Here is a 21,125-nt window from a genome sequence, read left to right as displayed (position 1 = left end):
CGTCCGCACGGCGTTCGGCCCCCTGAATCGTCCCGCCCGCGGGCCGATGGAGAGGATGGGCTCTCCGGCCCGCCCTCCTGAACCACCGGGAGCGGCATCGCCGCCTCCCGGCGTTGCCTCCACTTCGGCGGCCGGATCGGTCCGGCCGCCTTTTTCTTGTTACCCGGCCCCGATCAGGGACGAGATCAGGGGCACGGCTCCCAGAAGCCCTGCGTGCGCTGCGGGTTGGTGTAGAACCAGCAATAGTTCGGCTGCGGCGGAGGGCCGGCGAGATTGGCCGCCGCCACGCCGGTGAGGAAGCCGAGCGCCGCCCCTGCAGCCACGGCGCCACCCGGCGACCAGTACGGGCGCGGATTGACCACCACCACGCCGCCGCCGCGCGGCACCGGGCCGTAATAGCGGCCGGGACCGTAATAGTGGCCCGGGCTGCGCCAGCCGCCGCCCCAGGCAACGCCGCAGCCGCGTCCACCGCAGCCGGCCGCGCGCCACGCACTTGCCTCCTGCACGGAACCGACGACACCGACGGTCGACAGCATCGCCAGCGCGGCGAGCATGCTCTTTTTCATCATGAGACGTTCTCCACATCGCCGCGTTCCGCGCCTCGCGCGCGGACAGATTCGACGCCCATATGCTTGGCCTTTTCGCCTGCCCGGACAATACGGAAGTTCCGCAAGGGCGCCGGAACGCCACCGCAACGCGTCTCCTCCCCCGCGACGCGCCATTGCCGCACCGACCCCATGGTGCTACGCCCCCGCAAAATGCCGGAGCTCCGCCATGACCGACCGTCCGCTGATCATCTCCCCGTCCATCCTCGCCTGCGATTTCGCGCGCTTCGGCGAGGAGGTGCGCGCGGTCGACGCGGCGGGGGCAGACTGGATCCATATCGACGTGATGGACGGGCATTTCGTGCCCAACATCTCCTTCGGCCCCGACGTGGTGAAGGCGATCCGCCCGCTCTGCGCCAAGCCCTTCGACGTGCATCTGATGATCGAGCCAGCCGATCCCTATCTGGAAGCCTTCGCCAAGGCCGGCGCCGACCACATCACCGTGCATGCCGAGGCCGGCCCGCATCTGCACCGCTCCCTTCAGGCGATCCGCGCGCTGGGCAAGAAGGCGGGCGTCGCCATCAACCCGGCCACCCCGCCCGACGTGGTGGAGCAGGTGCTCGACGTCATCGACCTCGTCATCGTGATGACGGTGAACCCCGGCTTCGGCGGACAGGCCTTCCTTCCCTCCGTGCTCGACAAGGTGCGCCGGCTCTCGGCGATGATCGGCGAGCGCCCGATCGACATCGAGATCGACGGCGGCGTGACCCGCGACACGGCGGCGGCCTGCATCGAGGCCGGCGCCAATGCGCTCGTCGCCGGCTCCGCCGTGTTCAAGGGTGGGGCCGATGCCTATGAGGGCAATGTGAGCGCCATCCGCAACGCGGCGCTGCGGGCGCGCGGCGAGTTGGTCTGAGCGTCAGCGCCGCCCTGTCAGCGGCGTCAGGAGCCCCGCCAGCGCGCCGATGGCCGCCGATCCCAGCGCGATCAGCCCGTCCGGCACCGCGATGGTGATGGTGCCCGTCAGGGTCGGACCCATCATGGCGAGCTGGACCACCGCGATGACGAAGATCGACACGACCACGATCAGGAGCGACGCACCCACGCACACGACCACGGTGAGGTAGAGCTTCCCGTTGCTCTTGATGATCTCGAGGTCGTACTGACGAAGGATCGCCGCATCGGCGGTGAGCTTGGCGACATCGGCGAATTCGCGCACCAGTTCGGGGGATCGCTCGAGATTCCCGGCCAGTTTCGGATCGGCCGAAAGGTCGTCGATGAGCCTGTCGGCCATCCGGTCCGCCGAACGACCGCCAGCCCCCTCTTCCGCGTCGCGCGCGATGCGCGACATGATTTCCGCGCTGGTTGGCGAAGGGTCCGGCGAAGCCGGCTCGGCCGGCTGGGAAGTCGCCGCGCCTCCTGCCTCAGCCGGCGCGTCGGCCGGCCCCGTGGCGCCCGTCGCCGAAGCCGGCGTCGCGGAAGTGCCGGTCCCGGCGGGCGCCGGTGCCGCAACGTCGTTGTCATCAGCCATATCCGCCCCTACGAAATACAACCAGTGAGAGTAGATACTACTTTTAATTGCGCCTTCGTCCAGAGACACCTGCGGCGGGCGTTTGCGACTCCGCCGCATGCCTGATAGAGCGCAGGGCAAACGCTTCCGTGCAAAGGTGACGCCCGTGATCCCGCGCTATACCCGCCCCGAAATGGCTGCCATCTGGGAGCCGCAGACCCGCTTCCGCATCTGGTTCGAGATCGAGGCGCACGCCACCGACGCGCTGGCCGAGCTCGGCGTGGTGCCGAAGGAAGCCGCCGCGAAGATCTGGGAGATGGCGAAGGACGCGACCTTCGACGTCGAGCGCATCGACGAGATCGAGGCCGTCACCAAGCACGACGTCATCGCCTTCCTGACCCATCTCGCCGAGATCGTCGGCCCGGAGGCACGCTTCGTCCATCAGGGCATGACCTCCTCGGACGTGCTGGATACCTGCCTTTCCGTCCAGCTCGTGCGCGCCGCCGACATTCTCATCAAGGATGTCGACCGCCTGCTCGCCGCGCTGGAAGCCCGCGCCTTCGAGCACAAGTTCACCCCGACGATCGGCCGTTCGCACGGCATCCACGCCGAACCCACCACCTTCGGGCTGAAGCTGGCGCAGGCGTATGCCGAGTTCCAGCGCAACCGCGCCCGGCTGGTGGCCGCGCGTGAGGAAGTGGCGACCTGCGCCATTTCGGGTGCGGTCGGCACCTTCGCGCAGATCGACCCGCGCGTGGAGGAATATGTCGCGGAAAAGCTCGGGCTGAAGGTCGAGCCGGTGTCGACGCAGGTCATTCCGCGCGACCGCCACGCGGCGTACTTCGCCGCGCTCGGCGTCGTCGCCTCGTCCATGGAGCGCGTCGCGGTGGAGATCCGCCACCTCCAGCGCACCGAGGTTCTGGAGGCCGAGGAGTTCTTCTCCGCCGGCCAGAAGGGCTCCTCCGCCATGCCGCACAAGCGCAACCCGGTGCTCACCGAGAACGTCACCGGCCTCGCCCGCCTCGTGCGCGGCATGGTCACGCCGGCGCTTGAGAACGTGGCGCTGTGGCACGAGCGCGACATCTCGCACTCCTCGGTGGAGCGCGGAATCGGGCCGGACGCAACGGTGACGCTCGACTTCGCGCTGAACCGGCTCGCCGGCGTCATCGAGAAGCTCGTCGTTTACCCAGAGAACATGCAGCGCAATCTCGACCGCCTCGGCGGCCTCGTGCATTCGCAGCGCGTGCTGCTTGCCCTCACCCAGAAGGGCGCCAGCCGCGAGGACGCCTATCGCCTCGTGCAGCGCAACGCCATGCCCGTCTGGCGCGGCGAGGGCGAGTTCCAGACCCTGCTGACCAATGACGCCGAAGTCCGCCAGTATCTGACGCCTGAGGAGATCGCCGAGAAGTTCGACCTCGGCTACCACCTCAAGCACGTCGACACGATCTTCAAGCGGGTATTCGGCCGGAGCTGAGCTCCGGCCTCACCGCAAACGGTGCGTCAGAAGCGGCGGAAACCGCCGCCGCCGCGCCACATGACAGGACGCCCGAAACCGGGACGGCCCACGAAGCCGGGACGCCCCACGAAGCGCGGACCGCCGCGCCAGCCGGGACCGCGCCAGCCGGGGCGCGGGCCCCAGCCCGGACGCCCCCAACCCGGACGCGGACCCCAGCCGGGACGTCCCCAGCCGGGACGCGGGCCCCAGCCCGGCCCACCCCAGACGGGGCGCGGACGCCAGCCCGGACCATACCAGCCGCCGCCCCAGCCGGGGCCGTACCAGCCGCCGCCGCCCCAACCGGGGCCCCAGGCCGAGCCGACCGCCGCACCGAGCGCGAAGGCGCCGACGCCGACCGCAACGTCGTCCGCGTAATTATTGGGGTTCACCACCACCGAGGTGCCGCCGCCCGCCAGAAAGCTGGCGCTGACCCAGCCGCCGCCGACGCGGCACCAGTTGCCGCTGCAGCCCCCGACATCGACCCGCGCGCCGGCCGGCAGCGAGCCGATGACGCGGTAGCCGGTACCCGGTCCGCTGCGGACATTCACATTGCCGGTGACAACGGCCGCCGAGGCCGCGTTCACCGTCGCGCCGGCGAGAAGCAGGCCCGCCGCCAGAGTGAGGGACTTCAAGAATTTCATCACATCCTCCCTCGATGTGCGTGCCGCGTCACGTCACCGGCACGGACGTTCGACCCGAAGGTCCTGTTGGCGCCTCTCCGGCCAGCGGTGCGCCGGCCTGTCGATCGCTCCATCGTCGATAGCAATCGACTCCGGCGGAATTGGTTGCATTACCTATCGGGAGACGCCAGACACGACTGCGTGCCCGTACCCGTCACCACACCCCGCTGCGCGGCCGCCAGACCACCGGCCGGCCGTTGAATTCCGGCCCCTCGGCATAAGGTCCCTGCCAGCGCGGACCGAGGCCGTAATAGAAGGCGGAGGCCTGCGGCAGGCGCCCCTCGCCGCGCTTCGACCAGTAGGTGTTGCCGCGCCGGTCACCGACGAATTCGCGCGTGGGGTAGCCGGGATGGACGTTCCAGTAGCTGGTGCGCCCGCCCCAATAGCTGGTGCGCGCCCCCCAGTTGGACGTGGAGTTGCGCCCGTAGAGCGCCGGGCCCCAATAGCCGGGACCCCAGCTCGTGCGCCAGTTGGTCCAGCCCGTGCCGCGCCCGTAGCCGCCCCAGTTGCTGCCGATGCCGGAAAGCGTGTCCTCGACCGGCAGGCTGGCGGCCGTCAGATAGTCGCCCTGCGGGTAGAGCGCGGGATCGTAATCGGCCGCCGCGACCTCCCCGGCATAGGCACCCGCGGCGGCAGGGTCCGCGGCGGGCGCGTAAGCGGCGGCGCCCGCCGCACTGTCGAGCAGCCGGGCGCTCACATAGCCGTATTGTGTCTGGCACCAGCCACCCTCGCAGCCGGCGAGCTGAACCCGCGTACCGGCCGCCAGCGTGCCGAGCACCTCGTACCCGGTGCCCGGACCGCCGCGCACATTCACCGTCGTCGCGGCGACCGCGCTGCCGGCCGGAACGCCCTGCCCAGCGAGGCCCTGCCCGGAGAGCCCGGCCTCCGCCAGCCCGCCGGCCTGAACGGGAGCGGCGGAGGAACCCATGCCCGGCGCGCCGAGATAGCGCGGCGCCTGCGCGGGCGAGATCGGCACCGTGCCGATGCTGGTGCCGACCGGATAGGGGCGGGCCGCCGGCACGGTGACGCGGGTCCGCCGCGAGGGAGCCGGCGCCGCGCTTGCGAGCCCGGCGGCCTGATCGATATGGCGCACGCTGACGAAGCCGTACTGCGTCTGGCACCAGCTGCCGGTGCACGAGACGATCTCGACCGGCGAGCCGGCCGGCAGCGTGCCCAGCGCGTCGTAGCCCGTCCCGGGGCCGGAGCGCACATTCACCGACGCCGTGGTCGTCGCCGTGCCGGCGGCCGCATAGGTGCCGACCGTCGTCGAGGGCGCATAGGCCCGCGCGGCGGCGGGATAGGCCGGTGTCGGCAGACCCGGCGTCGCGGCGGGATAACCGGAGGTCGCGCCGCCATAGCCGGGGGCAACCTGCCCGGCGGCGTTCCAGCTCAGCGAGTCGCGGGTCTGCGAGCCGGGGACACGCGGCTGCGCCGCCGCGCTCAGAACCTGCTGCACCGGCCCGCGCGAGAGCAGGTAGATGCTGATGTAGCCCTCGTTGGTCTGGCACCAGCTGTTCGCGCAGCCGGAGACCTCCACCTTGGTGAAGTCCGGCAGCGTCTTGGTGACGTCGTATTCGACGCCGGGTCCGGAACGCACATTGGCGACGCCGATGGTGGTGCGCGGCCCGGCCATGGAGGTGTCGGTGCCGGGATGCACGGCTTCGGCAGGCGCGTGCGTGACCGCACCCGCCGGCACTGTCGGGGAATAGACATGCGGCTGCGCTTGCACCGGCACGGCGGCAACCGGCGCGGAAGCGACCGGCGGCGCGTAGACGGGTGCCGGTGCTCGATAGGTTGACGCCGGGCTGTAGGCCACCGCGCCGCCCTGCGCGATCAGCGAGGCGGCGACATAGCCATATTGCGTCTGGCACCAGTTCCCGGCGCAGGACACGACCTGCACCGGCGAGCCGACCGGCAGCGTGCCCAGCACCTGGTAGGAGGTGCCCGGCCCGGAGCGCACATTCGCGGTCGAGCGCGTCGAGGCCGGGGCCCCGGCACCGGCGGCGTAGCCGGCCGGCGCGAGGCCGCGCGGTGCCGGTGCGGTCGCCAGCGTGCCCGCTGCCGGATAACCCGGCGCGCCATAGGCTGCGCCCTGCCCGAAGGCGTTTGCGTTCAGCGAGTCGCGGGTCTGCGAGCCGGGAATGCGCGGCTGCGCCGCCGCACTCAGCACCTGCTGCACCGGCCCGCGCGAGAGCGAATAGATGCTGATGTAGCCTTCGTTGGTCTGGCACCAGCTATTGGCGCAGCCGGAGACCTCCACCTTGGTGAAGTCCGGCAGCGTCTTGGTGACGTCGTATTCGACGCCGGGCCCGGAGCGCACATTGGCGATGCCGATGGTGGTGCGCGGGCCGGCCATGGTGGTGTCGGTGCCGGGATGCGTCGCCTCGACCGGCGCGTGCGCGACCGTCGGCGCATAGACATGGGGCTGCGCCTGCACGGGCGCGGCCGGGCGGGCAGGCGCGGCGGAAACGACGGGAGCAGCGCGCGGGGCCGGCGCGGGCGCTGCGGGAGTACCTGGAGCGACGCCGTAGCCGAGCGCGGCGGCGCCGGCGACCGAGGCCGGACCGGCAGGCATGGATGGAGCCGGCGCGGCGGCCGGGCCGCCGGAAACAGCGGGAGACGTCGGCGCCGCCGTTCCGGCCATGCCCTGCGCCAGCAGCGAGGCGGCGATGTAGCCGTACTGGGTCTGGCACCAGCCGTTGGAGCAGCCCACCACATCGACGGGCGAACCCGCCATCAGGGTACCGAGGCTCGGGAAATTGGTGCCCGGCCCGCCACGCACGTTCGCGCTCGCCGTCGTGAGCGCCGGTGCCGCGGCGGCGCCGAGCGCGCCGGCGGCGCTCAGGCACGAGGCCAGCGCGAGGGACGTCGTGAACCGCATCGGCTTCTCCCCGGCCCACACCGTCCGGGGCGGACGGCGGCGGCCAGCATCAGGGATGCCGCGAAAGCGGTGTCGTCGCAATAAAATGCGGGAAAGATGGTTGCCAAGATGCAACCTTCATGCACAGCGCCGGAAGCGTTGATTCGTCCGCTTCCGGCTGCATGGGAAGGCGCGGGCGCCGGCCGTGCCGGGCGCCGGATCAGCCTTCGTTCTTCAGCGTCTCGATGGCGTCGGCCAGCAGCTCTTCCATGGTGCGGCGGATGCGGTGCTCGGAGACGTCGACGCCCTTGGCGTCGAAATCGGCCTTCAGCTTGCGGTAGACGTCCTCGTCGCCCGCCTCTTCGAGGTCGGCCTCGATGATCGAGACGGAATAGGCCGTCGCTTCCTCGCCGGTCAGGCCCAGCTTCTCGGCCGCCCACAGGCCCAGCGCCCGGTTGCGGCGGGCAAGGGCCTTGAAGCGCAGCTTCTGATCGTGGGCGTACTTGGCCTCGAACGCGTCTTCGCGGTTGTCGAACGTGCTCATGCTTGCTCGCCCTGTGTATGGGTAATGGCGGGCTTGATTATCGCGCCCCCGCCCCCAAATCAACGCCCGTCGACGCTGCGCCCCGCCCCTACGTCAATGTGACGCTCATGCCCCCGCGGGCGTTCCGTTGACACATGGGCCCGCGCGGAACGCAGGGCCCCTGCGCGGGCCGGCGTTTGTATCCGCCCCCCCGATGGGCTAGTGTCCGGGGGAGGGCGCCGGTGCCGCGAAACGAATCGACAGAGCGCGACCGGATGGCGCATAAGCGGCGCCCCAGCCGAGAACCCGTAACCGGAGCCCCGGCACCCCGATGGACTTCCTCAACCGACGGTACCCACCCATGAGCCGCCGCCGCCGCATTTATGAAGGTAAGGCGAAGGTCCTCTATGAAGGCCCTGAGCCCGGCACGCTGATTCAGCACTTCAAGGACGATGCCACCGCCTTCAACAACAAGAAGCACGACGTCATCGACGGCAAGGGCGTGCTGAACAACCGCATCTCGGAATACATCTTCCAGAAGCTGAACGACATCGGCGTTCCCACCCATTTCATCAAGCGGCTGAACATGCGCGAGCAGCTCATCCGCGAGGTCGAGATCATCCCGCTTGAAGTGGTGGTGCGCAACGTCGCCGCCGGCTCGCTGTCGACGCGCCTGGGCATCGAGGAAGGCACGCAGCTTCCCCGCTCCATTATCGAGTTCTACTACAAGAACGACGCGCTCAACGACCCGATGGTCTCGGAAGAGCACATCACGGCGTTCGGCTGGGCCACCACGCAGGAAATCGACGACATCATCGCTCTGGCGATCCGCGTCAACGACTTCCTGTCCGGCCTCTTCCTCGGCGTCGGCATTCGTCTTGTGGACTTCAAGATGGAATGCGGCCGTCTCTGGGAAAACGACATGATGCGCATCGTCGTCGCCGACGAGATCAGCCCGGACTCGTGCCGGCTGTGGGACATCAAGTCGAACGACAAGCTCGACAAGGACCGCTTCCGCCGCGACATGGGCGGGCTGGTCGAGGCCTATTCCGAAGTGGCGCGCCGTCTCGGCATCATGTCCGAGAACGAGCGTCAGGCCGGCGGCCCGGTTCTGGTCAAGTCCGAACCCGAGAAGTAAGGGGATGCGCGGCCCTCGGGTCAGCCATTCCGCATTCGGGCATTGAGCCGTTCGCGGCCAGATGATAGGCGGGGGCCGCAAAGCCCCCGTTTCTATTTGCCGAGCTCCCGTTTCAGCCCCGCTAGAACGTCCCCGAGAGTGTTTCCATGAAGGCGCGCGTCCTTGTCACCCTGAAATCCGCCGTGCTCGATCCGCAGGGCAAGGCCATCGAGGGCGCCCTGCGCTCGCTCGGCGTTCCCGGCGTGGCAAGCGTGCGCCAGGGCAAGGTGTTCGACGTCGAGCTCGACACCGTCGACCCGGCCAAGGCCGAAGCGACGCTCAAGGACGCCTGCGAGAAGCTGCTCGCCAATACGGTGATCGAAACCTACCGCATCGAGTTCGTGGGCTGATCACCATGAAATCTGCCGTCATCGTCTTTCCCGGCTCCAACCGCGAGGGCGACGTCGCGCGCGCGCTGCAGATCGTCAGCGGCGTGAAGCCCGCTCTGGTGTGGCACGCCGACACCGCCCTGCCTGCCGGCACCGACCTCGTGGTGCTGCCCGGCGGCTTCTCCTATGGCGACTATCTGCGCTGCGGCGCCATCGCCGCCCGCGCCGCCATCATGGACGCGGTGCGCGAGCATGCCGCGCGCGGCGGCCTCGTGCTCGGCATCTGCAACGGCTTCCAGATCCTGTGCGAGAGCGGCCTGCTGCCCGGCGTGCTGGTGCGCAACGCGCGCCTGCGCTTCATCTGCCGCGAGGCGCTGCTGAAGGTCGAGCGCAACGACACGCCTTTCACCCGCCGCTACGCCAAGGGCGCCGTCGTGCGCTACCCCGTCGCGCATGGCGAGGGCAACTACACCGCCGACGCCGACACGCTGAAGCGGCTCGAAGACGAGGGCCGCGTGGTGTTCCGCTACGTGCTGCCGGACGGGCGCCGCGACGACGCGCAGGTGCTCAACGGCGCCGCCAACTCCATCGCCGGCATCGTCTCCGAGAAGCTCAACGTGCTCGGCCTGATGCCGCACCCCGAGAACCATGTCGACCCGCTCGTCGGCCCCACCGACGGACGCGCCTTGTTCGAGAGCCTCGTCGGAGCGCTGGAGAAGGCGTGATCCGCCCTCCCCGCCCTGCCCGACCGCGAAACGGAATGACGGCCTGCGCATGACCTCCGCCGAACCGAAGATCACCCCCGAGCTCGTCGCCGAACACGGCCTGAAGCCAGACGAGTACGAGCGCATCCTGAAGCTCATCGGCCGCGAGCCGAGCTTCACCGAGCTCGGCATCTTCTCCGCCATGTGGAACGAGCACTGCTCGTACAAGTCCTCGCGCCTGCATCTGCGCGGCCTGCCGACCACGGCGCCGTGGGTGATCCAGGGGCCGGGCGAGAATGCCGGCGTCATCGACATCGGCGACGGCAAGGCCGCCGTCTTCAAGATGGAGAGCCACAACCACCCCTCCTATATCGAGCCCCACCAGGGCGCGGCGACGGGCGTGGGCGGCATCCTGCGCGACGTGTTCACCATGGGCGCGCGCCCCATCGCGGCGCTGAACGCGCTGCGCTTCGGCGACCCCAAGCACCCGCGCACCCGCCATCTGGTGGCCGGCGTGGTGGGCGGCATCGGCTCCTACGGCAACTCCTTCGGCGTGCCGACGGTGGGCGGCCTCGTCGGCTTCCACACGCGCTATGACGGCAACTGCCTTGTCAACGCCATGGCCGTCGGCCTCGCCGACGCCGACAAGATCTTCTACGCCAAGGCGACCGGCGTCGGCCTGCCCGTGGTCTATCTCGGCTCCAAGACCGGCCGCGACGGCATCCACGGCGCCACCATGGCCTCCGCCGAGTTCGGCGAGGGCGCGGAGGAGAAGCGCCCGACCGTGCAGGTCGGCGACCCCTTCGCCGAGAAGCTGCTGCTGGAAGCCTGCCTCGAAATCATGGAAGCGGGCTGCGTCGTCGCGATCCAGGACATGGGCGCGGCGGGGCTTACCTGCTCGGCGGTAGAGATGGGCGCGAAGGGCGACCTCGGCATCGAGCTCGACCTCGACAACGTGCCCTGCCGCGAGGCCGGCATGAGCGCCTATGAGATGATGCTCTCCGAGAGCCAGGAGCGCATGCTCATGGTCATCGCGCCGGGCAAGGAAGAGCAGGCCGAGGCCATCTTCCGCAAATGGGGGCTCGATTTCGCCATCGTCGGCCACACCACGGACGATTTGCGCTTCGTGGTGAAGCACAAGGGCGAGGTGAAGGCCGACCTGCCGATCAAGGAACTCGGCGACGAGGCCCCGCTCTATGACCGCCCGTGGGTGGAAACGCCCAAGCAGCAGCGCATCGACCCCGCCGCGCTCGACATCAGCGCCACCATTCCCGGCGCGCTGGAGCGTCTCGTCGGCTCGCCGGACTTCGCCTCCAAGCGCTGGATTTGGGAGCAGTACGACCACCTGATCCTCAACAACACCGTGCAGCGGCCGGGCGGCGACGCCGCCGTGGTGCGCGTCGAGGACGGCCCCAAGGGCCTCGCCATGTCCTGCGACGTCACTCCGCGCTATTGCGAGGCGGACCCGTTCGAGGGCGGCAAGCAGGCGGTGGCGGAAGCCTGGCGCAACATCACCGCCGTCGGCGCCACGCCGCTGGCGCTGACCGACAATCTGAACTTCGGCAATCCCGAGAAGCCGGAGATCATGGGCCAGCTCGTGGGCTGCCTGCGCGGCATCGCCGCCGCCGCCAAGGAACTGGATTTCCCGGTCGTCTCCGGCAATGTCAGCCTCTACAACGAGACCAACGGGCGCGGCATCCTGCCCACCCCGACCATCGGCGGCGTCGGCGTGCTCGACGACGTGGAGAAGATGGCGACGCTGGACTTCAAGGACAGCGGCGAGATCATCTTCGTCATCGGCGCCACCACCGGCTGGCTCGGCCAGTCCGCCTTCCTCTCCGAGATCCTCGACCGCGAGGACGGCGCGCCGCCGCCGGTCGACCTCGCGCTGGAGCGCCGGAACGGCGACTTCGTGCGGGCGCTGATCGCCGACAGCCTCGTCACCGCCGTGCACGACGTCTCCGACGGCGGCCTGCTGGTGGCTCTGACGGAAATGGCGCTGGCCTCGGGCATCGGCGCCAACCTCATAGCCCCGCCGGCCGAGATCAACCCCTACGGCTTCTGGTTCGGCGAGGATCAGGCGCGCTACGTCGTCACCGTCGAGAGCGGCTCCAAGGCGCTGGTGCTGCGCCGGGCGGAGACGGCGGGCGTCACCCTCGCCAAGCTCGGCACGACGGGCGGCGACCGATTGAATATCCCGGGCGAGCGCCCAATTGTAGTGGACGCGCTGCGCGAGCGGCACGAGGCCTGGCTGCCCATCTATATGGGCGCGGGCCTGATGTGAGGGAGCACCGTCTATGGCGATGGAAGCAGCCGAAATCGAACGGCTGATCAAGGAGGGGCTGCCCGACGCGACGGTCGACATCCGCGACCTCGCCGGCGACGGCAACCACTATGCCGCGACCGTCATCTCGGCCAGCTTCCGCGGCAAGAGCCGCGTGCAGCAGCACCAGATGGTCTATGCGGCGCTGAAGGGCCAGATGGGCGGCATATTGCACGCCCTCGCTCTTCAGACCAATGTACCCGACTGAAAGCGGCCCGTCCCGAAACCCGGTGACGAGGCGCCGCTACCACCTCTCGCGAGGCCCGCAAGGGCGAAAGGCCAGGCCATGAGCATCCACGATTTCATCGACAGCCAGGTGAAGAGCAACGACGTCGTCGTCTTCATGAAGGGAACCCCGCAATTCCCCATGTGCGGCTTCTCCGGCCAGGTGGCGCATATAATGGGGCTGCTGGGCGTCGACTATAAGGGCATCAATGTCCTCGATTCCGACGAGATCCGTCAGGGCATCAAGGAATACACCAACTGGCCGACCATCCCGCAGGTCTTCGTGAAGGGCGAGTTCGTCGGCGGCTGCGACATCGTGCGCGAGATGTACCAGTCGGGCGAGCTGCAGACGCTGCTCGAAGAGCAGGGCGTCGTCGTCGCCGGCCGCGCGACCGCCTGAACACCGTACTCACTGCCGAACGCTTGAAGCCGCCCTCCGGGGCGGCTTTTTCTTGTTGGCAAATGGCAGGCTACCGATCACGTTTGGTCATTTGGTGCACAGGAATATTTCGTAATTGCCCGGCTGGGCGATTTGATTTCTGAATACTATTTCAGGCTCGAAATGATGAGGCCGAACAGTTCGTACAGAAAACCCTGCTTCTTTAAGGCGTATATCGACATCGTCCCCGTAGAGGCGCACATGGTCGGCCTGATAGAAGCGCCGAATACGCTCCTGTTTGTCAATTATTGACGGGTCCTCATCTGTCACCTCGTGCCAGACAGGAATTTGTATCAAAGCGGTCCCACCGTCGCGGAGAACTCTGTGTATTTCGCGCATGGCTTTCCGGTCGTCGGGAACATGCTCCAGCACATGCGAGCACCAGATAATATCGAAGGATTTATCGGGGAACGGGATGTCCTGAATATCGACGACCTGATCGGCGACACCGGGATTGAGATCGCAGCTGATATAATTCGCCACCCTGCTCCTCAGCCATCCAGTAAGCGACTTTTCGGGCGCAAAGTGCAGGACGGATTCTGTGCCTTTCAGCCGATTTTGCATAGTGACAAAAGCGAAACGGGCCCGCTCGTTAGAGTGGCAGCGTGGACAAATAGCGTTATAGTGCCCCACTCTTGGATGGCGCAGCGGATAAAATTGGAACCCTGTCCATTTACAAATAGGACACTCATGATCTGAGCCAAATATATTGATAGATAAGATAGTTTTTATTATTCTTGACTTTACCCGTGAATTGATCATGCATCACCCCACCACCAGAAGGTGCAATGCTATATCTGCGATCGCTGACATGGCAACAGCTCAAACGAGCTGATGCCGCACCTCCGACATAAAGAATACGAACGGTCGACCTCATCGTCGAATGCGTGAGGTCGACCGCAATCGTCGCGTGGTTATCCGATTCCCGACGACGGTTACAATAATGTCGCCGGCATGCAGGCCGCTCTCACTAGGTTCAATAGCGGGAAGTTCGCGCGGATCGGAGAGTGATCGGATCCCTGTCCAGCCGTCCTTCTATGACATTCGCAAGCCTTGGGAATGCCGCCCGCGCTCAACAAAAAGCCGCCCTCGCGGGCGGCTTTCCGTATCGGCGTTTCCGGGGATCGCAGGGACCCCCGAGAGATCAGCGCGAATAATACTCGACCACGAGGTTCGGCTCCATCACGACCGGATAGGGCACCTCGTTGAGCTCGGGCACGCGGGCCAGCTTCGCGGTCAGCTTGTGGGCGTCGACCTCGAGATAGTCCGGCACGTCGCGCTCGCCCGAGGCGGCGGCCTCGATCACCAGAGCGAGCTGCTTGGAAGCGTCCTTCACCTCGACCACATCGCCGACCTTCACCTGGTAGGACGGGATGTTGACGCGGCGGCCGTTCACCTTGACGTGGCCGTGGCTCACGAACTGGCGGGCGGCGAACACGGTGGGGACGAACTTGGCGCGGTAGACGACCGCGTCGAGACGGCGCTCGAGCAGGCCGATCAGGTTGGCGCCGGTGTCGCCCTTGAGGCGCGAGGCTTCGACATAGACGGCGTAGAACTGCTTCTCGCCGATCGAGCCGTAATAGCCCTTGAGCTTCTGCTTGGCGCGCAGCTGCACGCCAAAGTCGGAGAGCTTGCCCTTGCGGCGCTGGCCATGCTGGCCGGGGCCGTATTCACGCTTGTTGATGGGGCTCTTCGGGCGGCCCCAGATGTTCTCGCCCATACGGCGGTCAAGCTTGTGCTTGGCCGAAACGCGCTTGCTCATGCGCTGGTCCTCTCGCATATCGTTGCGGTTTGGATCGCGCCCCCTCCTCTGTCCCCTTGCAGGGGCCGACAGGGTCTTTCCGAACGCGCCGGACCGACCCACGGGTGCGTGAAACACCAAGCGGGGCCGTTGCCAGCCCCGCGAGTGGGCGGGTGTTAGGAGAAAAAGGGCTGAAGGTCAAGGGCGGCGGTCAGCCGATCAGCTTGAGAAGGGCCGTCAGAACACCTACCGCGACGACCAGCATGCCGCCGATCTTGATCGTCAGCCTCTGCTCAAGCAGGGCGAGATCGTCCTTGGTCGCAACACGGTCCTGAAAGGCGTCCGCCAACGCGTCAGCCACTCCCTCCGCCTGCTCGGCGGTGAAGTGAGCCTTTTCGCGCAGCGTTCGCGCGAGCTTCAGCGTGTCGAACGGAATGGCGCCCATGGCTCAAATATAGGTCGACGCATGGGCCGGCGCCATATGTTTCACCGCCCCTGACGCAACGCTGCCAGCACGTCGAGGCCGGCATAGCCGTCCGGCTCCACACCCATCCGGCGCTGGAAGCCGGCCACCGCGCGCATCGTCATGTTTCCGACCCGCCCGTCGACGCCGCCGGTGTCGAATCCCGCGCGCGTCAGCCGCTTCTGCACCTCCTGGATCTCCGCCAGCGTCAGCGCCCGCTCGCCGCCCGGGAAGGGCGTAACGAAATCCTCGCCGCCGAGAACCCGGTCGCCGAGATGGCAGACGGCGAGCGCGTAGTTCATGGAGGGGTTGTAGCTGCGCACCGCATAGAAGTTCTGTGTCAGCAGGAAGCACGGCCCGTCCGTGCCAACCGGCGCCCAGAGCCGCGCCTTCGCCTTGGGCAGCGCGAACCTGCCGCCGCCCGCCGGCTTGATGCCGAGCTTGCCCCAGTCCTCCACGGCGCGCCAGGCGCGGGCATCGGCATATTTGTCGGGCACGCCCTCCATCGTCACCTCGAAGCCCCAGGGCAGGCCGCGCTGGTACTTGCCGCGCTGGATCAGGTAGCGCGAGGAGCCGGCCAGCGCGTCGGCGACGCTGTAGGGCGAGGGATGGCCGTCGCCGTCGTAATCGACGCCGAGATTGAGCCAGACTTCCGGCATCCACTGCGTATGACCCATGGCGCCGGCCCAGGAGCCGAGCATCTCGTCCGGCTCGCCCCAGCCGCGCTGGACCACGGCAAGGCCGTTGAGGAACTCGGTCTCCCAGTATGTGCGGCGACGCGGCTCGCCCCAGGCGAGCGCCGCCAAAGAGGGAAACACCGGCTTCATGTGGTCGGGATCGGTGACAAGCTCGCCGAACGCGCTCTCCATGCCCCATAGCCCTAGCAGCACGTCGGGCGCGACGCCGTAATCCTTCTCCAGCCGCTTCAGCAGCGCGGCGTTCTGCTTGGCCGCAGCGCGGCCGGTATTCAGCCGCCATTCCGAGATGCGCCGGTTGAGATATTGCCAGAGCTGCTCGCGGAATTCCGGCTGCGCGCCGTCCTTGGCATAGACCGAGGTGTCCGGCTTCAGTCCCGCCGTTACCCGGTCATAGACGGAATCGGAGATGCCGCGGGCACGGGCGCGGGCCCGGAACTCGTCGAGCCAGGCGTCGAAGGGCTGGCGCGTGCTCTGCGCGACGGCGCGCCCCGTTCCCAGCGCGCCGGCCAGCAGGCTCGCGCCGGCGCCCGCGAGGAAGCCGCGCCGCGTGGCCGCCAGACCCGGACGAACCGGGAACGCCGCGCCGTGGAGGGAATCGTCGCTCACATCACTTCTCCTGCCGTTCCGGCATGCTGGGCAGGGATCGCGGCGCTGGCAAGGCGTATCGGGATGCGGCAGCGAAAGCCGTCAGACCGGCGCGGGCACCAGCGGCACCAGTTCGCCGGCCCGTGCACGCCGGCCGGCGATGCGCTCCACCAGCGCCGCGTCGAGCGGCGCGCCGGTCGAGAACAGGCGCAGCGGCGACGGGCTCGCGGCGAAGGCGACCGGGCCGAGCAGCGAGGACAGCCGGCGCGCGATCGCCGGGGCCGGATCGACCCAGCGCACCGGCCAGGGCGCCACCTTCTGCAGCCGGTCGAGCACGAGCGGATAATGCGTGCAGGCGAGCACCACCGTGTCGGTGCGGGCGCGCGCCTCGCGGATGAAGGCCGGCGCGATCTCGGCGGCGAACGCCTCGTCCGCCACCTCCGCGCCCGCCATGGCCTCCTCGGCGAGCCGGGCGAGCCCGGTGCTGCCGACCAGCGTCACCCGGCAGTCTCCGGCGAAATCGCGGATCAGCGCCTGCGTGTAGTCGCGCTTCACCGTGCCGGGCGTCGCCAGCACGCTGACCTGCTTGGTGAGCGAGCCCTCGCAGGCCGGCTTGATCGCCGGCACCGTGCCGACAAAGGGAATGGCGTAACGCGCCCTCAGCGCCGGCAGCACCAACGTGGAGGCGGTGTTGCAGGCGATGACGACGGCATCGGGCGCCAGCCGGCCGATGAGCGCGTCCATCACCGCACTCACCCGCGCCATAAGGTCGGCCTCGCCGCGCGGTCCATAGGGAAAGCCGGCGTCGTCGGCGGCATATACGAAGCGCGCGTCGGGCCGCGTGCGGGCGAGCTCGCGGAACACCGAGAGGCCGCCCAGCCCGGAATCGAACACGATGATGGTCGGCGCGCGCAGCGCCGCGGGTGCGGATCGGATCGGCAGCGACGACACGGCGGAAAGCCCCGTTGGCGAAGCGAGAGGCGAGACGCCGTGCGCGCCGGTCACGCCGGCAGCGGGAGAAGCCTCGATACGCATCTGATGTCCTCCATCCCGGGCATCATTGTGGCGCATCCTGGTGAACGGAACGTTGCGGAACGCCCCTTCTCTCCTCCAGATGCGATCAGTCCGTCGGTTCCGAACTTTCCGGGCCGGCCAGCGGCTTCTTCCCGCCGGCGAGCCGGGCGGCGGTGCGCGCCTCGCGGGTGCCGCGCCCTTCCACCAGCGCCGTGACCATGCCATGCAGCGTGGCGATGTCCTGCCGGGTCAGCCCGACGCGGTGGAAGATGTTGCGGATATTGCGGATCGTCACCGGCTTCTTCTCCGGCGAGCGGAAGAACAGCGCCTCGTCGAGCTCGCGTTCCACATGGTCGAAGAAGGCGAGCAGGTCCGCCTTGTCGGCGATCGGGTAGCGGTCGGGCTGCTGGAACGGCAGCGCGCCGTTCGAGGCCAGCTTGAACCATTCATAGCCGACGACCGCGACCGCCATGGCGAGGTTGAGCGAGGCAAAGGCCGGGTTCACCGGCAGGGTGAGGATCACGTCGGCGAGCGAGACCTCTTCCGTATAGAGCCCCGTCCGCTCGCGGCCGAACACCAGCGCCACGTCTTCGCCGCCGGCGATGCGGCCGGCCGTCTCCGCCGCCACGGCGTCCGCGCCGAGCACGGATTTCTGCATGCCGCGCTCGCGCGCCGTCGCGGCGGCGACGAAGTTGATTCCCGCCAGCGCCGCGCGCAGGTCCGGAAAGACCTCGGCAGTCTCCAATATGCGGTCGGCGCCGGAGGCGAAGGTCACCGCCTTGGGGTTCGGCCAGCCCTCGCGCGGATTGACAAGGCGCAGCCGCGACAGGCCGAAATTGCCCATTGCGCGCACGGCCGAGCCGATATTCTCGCCGAGCTGCGGTTCGACGAGAATGACCACCGGTCCGCCTTCCGGCCATGCCTTGGTGCTGTCGGTGCCGGCGCCGGACATGGGCTTTCCTCGCTCTCGGTAGGTCGCGCAAGGGCGCTGATATAGCCGCGCGCGCCGCGCTTGCGAAGCGTCCCGCCGCCGGACCTTGAGGCGCGATCGCCATACCGCATACCAAATGCCAAAAAAGCTTGGGTGGAGAAGGCGCCGTAGCGGGTCCTTTCCGCCGAAATTGGCCCGGTAACTGCTTTCCCTGAGGTGCCCGGCGCGGTATCACCCGCGCATCCGGCGTCTGCCCGCGCGGACATGCGCCGCGACCCCTCCGACAATTTCCGTGCGAGGTGAATTTTCATGGCGAAGATCAAGGTGGCGAATCCGGTCGTCGAGCTCGACGGCGACGAGATGACCCGGATCATCTGGCAGTACATCAAGGACAAGCTGATCCACCCCTATCTCGATGTGCCGCTGGAGTATTACGACCTCGGCGTCGAGAACCGTGACGCGACCGGCGACCAGGTCACCATCGACGCGGCCAATGCGATCAAGCGCGTGGGCGTCGGCGTGAAGTGCGCCACCATTACCCCGGACGAAGGCCGCGTTCAGGAGTTCGGCCTGAAGAAGATGTGGCGCTCGCCCAACGGCACCATCCGCAACATCCTCGGCGGCGTGATCTTCCGCGAGCCGATCATCTGCAAGAACGTGCCGCGCCTCGTGCCGGGCTGGACCCAGCCGATCATCGTCGGCCGCCACGCCTTCGGCGACCAGTATCGCGCCACCGATTTCCTGTTCCCCGGCAAGGGCACGCTGTCGATCAAGTTCGTCGGCGAGGACGGGGCGGTGATCGAGCACGAGGTCTACAAGGCCCCCGGGGCCGGCGTCGCCATGGCGATGTACAATCTCGACGAGTCGATCAAGGAATTCGCCCGCGCCTCGCTCAACTACGGCCTGGCGCGCAACTACCCGGTCTATCTCTCGACCAAGAACACCATCCTCAAGGCCTATGACGGGCGCTTCAAGGACATCTTCCAGGAGGTGTTCGACGCCGAGTTCAAGGCCGAGTTCGACAAGCGCAAGATCACCTATGAGCACCGTCTGATCGACGACATGGTCGCCTCGGCGCTCAAGTGGTCGGGCGGCTATGTCTGGGCCTGCAAGAACTATGACGGCGACGTGCAGTCCGACATCGTGGCGCAGGGCTTCGGCTCGCTCGGCCTGATGACCTCGGTGCTGATGACGCCGGACGGGCAGACTGTCGAGGCCGAGGCGGCCCACGGCACGGTGACGCGCCACTACCGCGAGCACCAGAAGGGCAAGGAGACCTCGACCAACTCCATCGCCTCGATCTTCGCCTGGTCGCGCGGCCTCGCCCATCGCGCCAAGCTGGACGACAACGCCGACCTCGCCGCATTTGCCGCCACGCTGGAGAAGGTGTGCGTCGACACGGTGGAGAGCGGCTACATGACCAAGGACCTCGCCCTGCTGGTCGGCGCCGACCAGAAGTGGCTGTCCACCACCGGCTTCCTCGACAAGATCTCCGAGAACCTCTCCAAGGCGCTCGCCTGATCTCCGCCGGCTAAAGAACGCCAGAACGATCCCGGGGCGCCACGGCGTCCCGGGACACTGCCGGGCCGGTGCCGGCCTCCGGCTCAGGACCGGGGCGAGCCCTCCTCGGCGTGAAGCTCGCCCTCCGCAATGTCAACGCGCCGGCTCAGTGCCTGCGGGCCTTCCTCGTCGCGCGCCATGGCGCGGATGCGCAGGCCGATCTCCGGATGCCGGCGGATTACGTCGGCGAGGTTCTCGGCCTCCAGCATCAGCAGCATGCAGCGCGTGCGCGCCCGCGCCGTCGCCGCGCGGCGGGCCGAATGCAGCAGCGCCATCTCGCCGAAGAACTGCCCGTCGCTCAGCACCGTCGTCTCATTGGCGAACTCCAGTGCCACCTCGCCGGACGCGATGAAATACATCGAGCGGGCCGGATCGCCGCGGCGAGCAATGATCTCACCGGGCTGCGCCGTATGCGCCGACAGCGCCTTGTGGATTTCGCCGATGCCGGCGGCGTCGAGATCGGCGAACAGCGGCACGCGCGCCACCATCCCCCAGGTGATGACGAAATCCCGGCGCTTGATGACGTCGACGAAGGAGGTCGCGATGATGCCGACCGGCAGCGCGATCATCACGATGCCCGTCACCATGGTGATGCCGGCAATGATGCGCCCCGCCGCCGTCACGGGGTAGACATCGCCATAGCCCACCGTGGTCACGGTCGCCATCGCCCACCACATGGCGGCGGGAATGGAGCCAAGCCGCTCCGGCTGCACCGCACCTTCCGCCACATACATCGCCGAGGCGGCGATGAGCACCGCCGCCGCCAGCAGCCAGAAGCAGGCCAGCAGCGACTGCCGCTCGCGGTGCAGCACTTCGAGCAGCGACTGCATGCCCGGCGAATAGCGCACCAGCTTGACGAAGCGCAGCAGGCGCAGGATCGCCAGCGTCTTCAGATTGACGCCGAAAAGCGCCGAGACGATGAAAGGCAGCCAGGCGAGCAGATCGACGATCGCCACCGGGGTGAGCATGTAGCGCAGCCGCGCGCGCAGGGGCGACGCGCCGCGAAAGCGCGGATCGTCCACTGCCACCCAGACGCGCAGCATATATTCCCCGGCGAACACCAGCAGCGACAGCCGCTCGAAGATGAGGAAGGCGACATGGTCGTGCAGCAGCAGGCTCGGCACCGTTTCGAGTACGGCGGCGAACACGTTCAGCACGATGAGCACGATGAGGCCGAGATTGACCCATTCGGACCAGCGGTCCTGCGCCGAATCCCGCTCCAGCACCTGATAGACGCGACGACGACGCGCGCGCCACCAGGCCGTCGCCAGCCGTCCCTTGTCCTGCCTGCGCGCCGTCATGGGCGCCACTCCCCGGCCGGAG

21 protein-coding genes are annotated in these 21,125 nt (G+C 68.1%); 9 read left to right on the top strand and 12 right to left on the bottom strand.

What is annotated here, in order from left to right; genetic code table 11:
- Window positions 1–185: 185 nt before the first annotated feature.
- Window positions 186–569 carry a hypothetical protein gene (locus MWN33_RS15810; RefSeq protein ID WP_247202003.1) on the bottom strand — a complete coding sequence of 128 codons (384 nt, stop codon included), beginning with the start codon at window positions 567–569 and terminating at the stop codon, window positions 186–188.
- 205 nt (window positions 570–774) lie between these two features.
- Between MWN33_RS15810 and rpe the strand changes: the two genes are divergently transcribed.
- A complete protein-coding gene (gene rpe / locus MWN33_RS15805; protein WP_247202002.1) occupies window positions 775–1,461 on the top strand; it encodes a ribulose-phosphate 3-epimerase in 687 nt (228 codons plus the stop codon).
- Between the two features lie 3 nt (window positions 1,462–1,464).
- Here the strand turns inward: rpe and MWN33_RS15800 are convergent, their stop codons facing one another.
- Window positions 1,465–2,076, bottom strand: a complete 612-nt coding sequence (locus tag MWN33_RS15800) for an RAD23 family protein (RefSeq protein WP_247202001.1) — start codon at window positions 2,074–2,076, stop codon at window positions 1,465–1,467.
- A gap of 145 nt (window positions 2,077–2,221) precedes the next feature.
- On the opposite strand from MWN33_RS15800, the gene purB reads away from it, so the two are divergent.
- Window positions 2,222–3,529: an adenylosuccinate lyase gene (purB, locus tag MWN33_RS15795; RefSeq protein WP_247202000.1), complete on the top strand. Its 1,308-nt coding sequence runs from the start codon at window positions 2,222–2,224 to the stop codon at window positions 3,527–3,529.
- 26 nt (window positions 3,530–3,555) lie between these two features.
- Here purB and MWN33_RS15790 read toward each other — a convergent pair whose 3' ends face one another.
- From MWN33_RS15790 to MWN33_RS15770, 3 genes are all read right to left on the bottom strand, one after another.
- Window positions 3,556–4,191, bottom strand: coding sequence for an SH3 domain-containing protein (locus MWN33_RS15790; protein WP_247201999.1), 636 nt, complete (start codon window positions 4,189–4,191; stop codon window positions 3,556–3,558).
- Window positions 4,192–4,384: 193 nt separating this feature from the next.
- Window positions 4,385–7,111 carry an SH3 domain-containing protein gene (locus MWN33_RS15785; RefSeq protein ID WP_281493806.1) on the bottom strand — a complete coding sequence of 909 codons (2,727 nt, stop codon included), beginning with the start codon at window positions 7,109–7,111 and terminating at the stop codon, window positions 4,385–4,387.
- A 199-nt stretch (window positions 7,112–7,310) separates the two neighbouring features.
- Complete coding sequence (locus MWN33_RS15770; protein ID WP_247201998.1) at window positions 7,311–7,634, bottom strand: DUF1476 domain-containing protein; 324 nt, start codon at window positions 7,632–7,634, stop codon at window positions 7,311–7,313.
- 310 nt (window positions 7,635–7,944) lie between these two features.
- On the opposite strand from MWN33_RS15770, the gene purC reads away from it, so the two are divergent.
- From purC to grxD, 6 genes are all read left to right on the top strand, one after another.
- A complete protein-coding gene (purC, locus tag MWN33_RS15765) occupies window positions 7,945–8,751 on the top strand; it encodes a phosphoribosylaminoimidazolesuccinocarboxamide synthase (RefSeq protein WP_247201997.1) in 807 nt (268 codons plus the stop codon).
- Between the two features lie 146 nt (window positions 8,752–8,897).
- The gene (gene purS / locus MWN33_RS15760) at window positions 8,898–9,140 is read left to right on the top strand and encodes a phosphoribosylformylglycinamidine synthase subunit PurS (RefSeq protein WP_247201996.1); all 243 of its coding nucleotides are present in this window, start codon (window positions 8,898–8,900) and stop codon (window positions 9,138–9,140) included.
- 5 nt (window positions 9,141–9,145) lie between these two features.
- Window positions 9,146–9,844 carry a phosphoribosylformylglycinamidine synthase subunit PurQ gene (gene purQ, locus MWN33_RS15755; protein ID WP_247201995.1) on the top strand — a complete coding sequence of 233 codons (699 nt, stop codon included), beginning with the start codon at window positions 9,146–9,148 and terminating at the stop codon, window positions 9,842–9,844.
- Window positions 9,845–9,893: 49 nt separating this feature from the next.
- On the top strand, window positions 9,894–12,107 hold the full coding sequence (gene purL / locus MWN33_RS15750; RefSeq protein ID WP_247201994.1) for a phosphoribosylformylglycinamidine synthase subunit PurL: 2,214 nt from the start codon (window positions 9,894–9,896) through the stop codon (window positions 12,105–12,107).
- 13 nt (window positions 12,108–12,120) lie between these two features.
- Window positions 12,121–12,354, top strand: coding sequence for a BolA family protein (locus MWN33_RS15745; protein WP_247201993.1), 234 nt, complete (start codon window positions 12,121–12,123; stop codon window positions 12,352–12,354).
- Between the two features lie 78 nt (window positions 12,355–12,432).
- Window positions 12,433–12,771 (top strand): Grx4 family monothiol glutaredoxin, encoded by a 339-nt coding sequence (grxD, locus tag MWN33_RS15740; RefSeq protein WP_247201992.1) that lies wholly within the window; start codon window positions 12,433–12,435, stop codon window positions 12,769–12,771.
- A gap of 87 nt (window positions 12,772–12,858) precedes the next feature.
- On the opposite strand, the gene MWN33_RS15735 is transcribed toward grxD, so the two are convergent.
- The 6 genes from MWN33_RS15735 to MWN33_RS15710 all read right to left on the bottom strand — a co-directional run bounded on the left by MWN33_RS15735 (window position 12,859) and on the right by MWN33_RS15710 (window position 18,263).
- The gene (locus MWN33_RS15735; RefSeq protein ID WP_281493816.1) at window positions 12,859–13,374 is read right to left on the bottom strand and encodes a class I SAM-dependent methyltransferase; all 516 of its coding nucleotides are present in this window, start codon (window positions 13,372–13,374) and stop codon (window positions 12,859–12,861) included.
- Between the two features lie 580 nt (window positions 13,375–13,954).
- Complete coding sequence (gene rpsD / locus MWN33_RS15730) at window positions 13,955–14,572, bottom strand: 30S ribosomal protein S4 (protein ID WP_247201990.1); 618 nt, start codon at window positions 14,570–14,572, stop codon at window positions 13,955–13,957.
- Between the two features lie 190 nt (window positions 14,573–14,762).
- Complete coding sequence (locus MWN33_RS15725; protein ID WP_247201989.1) at window positions 14,763–14,996, bottom strand: hypothetical protein; 234 nt, start codon at window positions 14,994–14,996, stop codon at window positions 14,763–14,765.
- 41 nt (window positions 14,997–15,037) lie between these two features.
- Window positions 15,038–16,318: a lytic murein transglycosylase gene (locus tag MWN33_RS15720; RefSeq protein WP_247201988.1), complete on the bottom strand. Its 1,281-nt coding sequence runs from the start codon at window positions 16,316–16,318 to the stop codon at window positions 15,038–15,040.
- Between the two features lie 81 nt (window positions 16,319–16,399).
- Window positions 16,400–17,248 carry a glutamate racemase gene (murI, locus tag MWN33_RS15715; protein WP_247202089.1) on the bottom strand — a complete coding sequence of 283 codons (849 nt, stop codon included), beginning with the start codon at window positions 17,246–17,248 and terminating at the stop codon, window positions 16,400–16,402.
- A 169-nt stretch (window positions 17,249–17,417) separates the two neighbouring features.
- Entirely contained in the window at window positions 17,418–18,263 is an 846-nt protein-coding gene (locus MWN33_RS15710; protein WP_247201987.1) for an RNA methyltransferase, read from the bottom strand.
- A gap of 288 nt (window positions 18,264–18,551) precedes the next feature.
- On the opposite strand from MWN33_RS15710, the gene MWN33_RS15705 reads away from it, so the two are divergent.
- Window positions 18,552–19,763, top strand: coding sequence for an NADP-dependent isocitrate dehydrogenase (locus tag MWN33_RS15705; RefSeq protein ID WP_247201986.1), 1,212 nt, complete (start codon window positions 18,552–18,554; stop codon window positions 19,761–19,763).
- Window positions 19,764–19,846: 83 nt separating this feature from the next.
- Here MWN33_RS15705 and MWN33_RS15700 read toward each other — a convergent pair whose 3' ends face one another.
- The gene (locus tag MWN33_RS15700) at window positions 19,847–21,103 is read right to left on the bottom strand and encodes a cyclic nucleotide-gated ion channel (protein ID WP_247201985.1); all 1,257 of its coding nucleotides are present in this window, start codon (window positions 21,101–21,103) and stop codon (window positions 19,847–19,849) included.
- Window positions 21,104–21,125 lie beyond the last annotated feature (22 nt).

The sequence above is a fragment of the Ancylobacter koreensis genome, from assembly GCF_023016525.1.
Lineage (GTDB): Bacteria > Pseudomonadota > Alphaproteobacteria > Rhizobiales > Xanthobacteraceae > Ancylobacter > Ancylobacter koreensis.
The sequence above is the reverse complement of the archived record's forward strand: the minus strand, read 5'-3'. Positions and strand labels throughout refer to the sequence as shown.

Coding starts and splice junctions, on each gene's coding strand:
- grxD (WP_247201992.1), top strand. CDS start 12,433: ATGAGCATCCACGATTTCATCGACAGCCAGGTGAAGAGCAACGACGTC.
- MWN33_RS15810 (WP_247202003.1), bottom strand. CDS start 569: ATGATGAAAAAGAGCATGCTCGCCGCGCTGGCGATGCTGTCGACCGTC.
- MWN33_RS15705 (WP_247201986.1), top strand. CDS start 18,552: ATGGCGAAGATCAAGGTGGCGAATCCGGTCGTCGAGCTCGACGGCGAC.
- MWN33_RS15735 (WP_281493816.1), bottom strand. CDS start 13,374: ATGCAAAATCGGCTGAAAGGCACAGAATCCGTCCTGCACTTTGCGCCC.
- rpsD (WP_247201990.1), bottom strand. CDS start 14,572: ATGAGCAAGCGCGTTTCGGCCAAGCACAAGCTTGACCGCCGTATGGGC.
- MWN33_RS15745 (WP_247201993.1), top strand. CDS start 12,121: ATGGCGATGGAAGCAGCCGAAATCGAACGGCTGATCAAGGAGGGGCTG.
- MWN33_RS15700 (WP_247201985.1), bottom strand. CDS start 21,103: ATGACGGCGCGCAGGCAGGACAAGGGACGGCTGGCGACGGCCTGGTGG.
- MWN33_RS15790 (WP_247201999.1), bottom strand. CDS start 4,191: ATGAAATTCTTGAAGTCCCTCACTCTGGCGGCGGGCCTGCTTCTCGCC.
- purQ (WP_247201995.1), top strand. CDS start 9,146: ATGAAATCTGCCGTCATCGTCTTTCCCGGCTCCAACCGCGAGGGCGAC.
- MWN33_RS15770 (WP_247201998.1), bottom strand. CDS start 7,634: ATGAGCACGTTCGACAACCGCGAAGACGCGTTCGAGGCCAAGTACGCC.
- MWN33_RS15710 (WP_247201987.1), bottom strand. CDS start 18,263: ATGTCCGGCGCCGGCACCGACAGCACCAAGGCATGGCCGGAAGGCGGA.
- rpe (WP_247202002.1), top strand. CDS start 775: ATGACCGACCGTCCGCTGATCATCTCCCCGTCCATCCTCGCCTGCGAT.
- purL (WP_247201994.1), top strand. CDS start 9,894: ATGACCTCCGCCGAACCGAAGATCACCCCCGAGCTCGTCGCCGAACAC.
- MWN33_RS15800 (WP_247202001.1), bottom strand. CDS start 2,076: ATGGCTGATGACAACGACGTTGCGGCACCGGCGCCCGCCGGGACCGGC.
- purC (WP_247201997.1), top strand. CDS start 7,945: ATGGACTTCCTCAACCGACGGTACCCACCCATGAGCCGCCGCCGCCGC.
- MWN33_RS15785 (WP_281493806.1), bottom strand. CDS start 7,111: ATGCGGTTCACGACGTCCCTCGCGCTGGCCTCGTGCCTGAGCGCCGCC.
- MWN33_RS15725 (WP_247201989.1), bottom strand. CDS start 14,996: ATGGGCGCCATTCCGTTCGACACGCTGAAGCTCGCGCGAACGCTGCGC.
- purS (WP_247201996.1), top strand. CDS start 8,898: ATGAAGGCGCGCGTCCTTGTCACCCTGAAATCCGCCGTGCTCGATCCG.